The 1,000-nt window shown below is 71.0% G+C and carries 1 protein-coding gene; it reads left to right on the top strand.

The annotated features are described in order from the left end of the window. Positions 1-125: 125 nt before the first annotated feature. Positions 126-1,000, top strand: an 875-nt coding sequence (locus tag ACH4VO_RS31305; RefSeq protein ID WP_360998303.1) for an IS1380 family transposase, incomplete at its 3' end; no start/stop codon positions are given.

Below are 1,000 nucleotides of genomic sequence, written 5' to 3'. Positions count from 1 at the left end.
TAGCCTCGCGCTTTCACGAGGTGGGCTGTCCAGTGGTTGATCAGAAACGCAGAAAGTGCCTCTGACCAGCAAGAATGAGGATTGTCGAGGTCCTTGTTCCTGCCACCGTCGGAGGCACTTCCCAGGTGAAGCACTCTATCGGGTCCTATCCCCGTGTCCGTGTCCGGGACGACGGCCGTCAGGTCGTCTCCCAGGCCGGGGCGGTTCTGCTCGTGGAAACGGTCCGCAAGAGCGGCCTTGACCAGGCGGTATCCGCGGGGCTGTCGCCGTGGCGGAAGCCGCGGGCCGTTCACGATCCCGGGAAGGTCCTTCTGGACGTCGCGTTGGCGGTCGCGTCGGGCGGGGACTGCCTCGCGGATGTCGGCGTGCTGCGGGCCGAGCCGGCCGTGTTCGGGCCGGTCGCCTCCGACCCGACGGTCTCCCGCCTGATCGACACCCTCGCCGCCTCCGGCGAGAAGGCCCTGCAGGCGATCCGCTCCGCGCGGGCCCAAGCCCGTCAGCGGGTCTGGCAGTTGGCCGACCGGGCGGCGCCCGACGCGGGCGGGACGGTGACCATCGACCTCGACGGGGTTCTGGTCATCGCGCACTCCGACAAGGAGGACGCCGCACCCACCTGGAAGCGGACCTACGGCCATCACCCGCTCATGGCCTTCGTCGACCACGGACCCGGCGGCACCGGGGAACCGGTCGCGGCCCTCCTCAGGCCGGGCAACGCGGGCTCGAACACCGCCGCCGACCACATCACCACCGCCCAACTCGCCCTGGCCCAACTACCGAAGGAGTTCCGGCGGGGCCGGCAGACGCTGGTCCGCACGGACTCCGCGGGCGGTACCCACGACTTCGTGGCCTGGCTCGCCCGGCGCGGGCGATGGCTGTCCTACTCGGTCGGCATGGTGATCACCGACGCGATCCACCAGCACGTCCTCAAGGTTCCCGCGTCCGCCTGGACGCCGGCCGTCGAGGCGGACGGCGAGGTCCGGGACGGGGCCTGGGTCGCCGA

This window comes from Streptomyces sp. NPDC020780 (assembly GCF_044334475.1).
GTDB lineage: Bacteria > Actinomycetota > Actinomycetes > Streptomycetales > Streptomycetaceae > Streptomyces.
The sequence above is the reverse complement of the archived record's forward strand: the minus strand, read 5'-3'. Positions and strand labels throughout refer to the sequence as shown.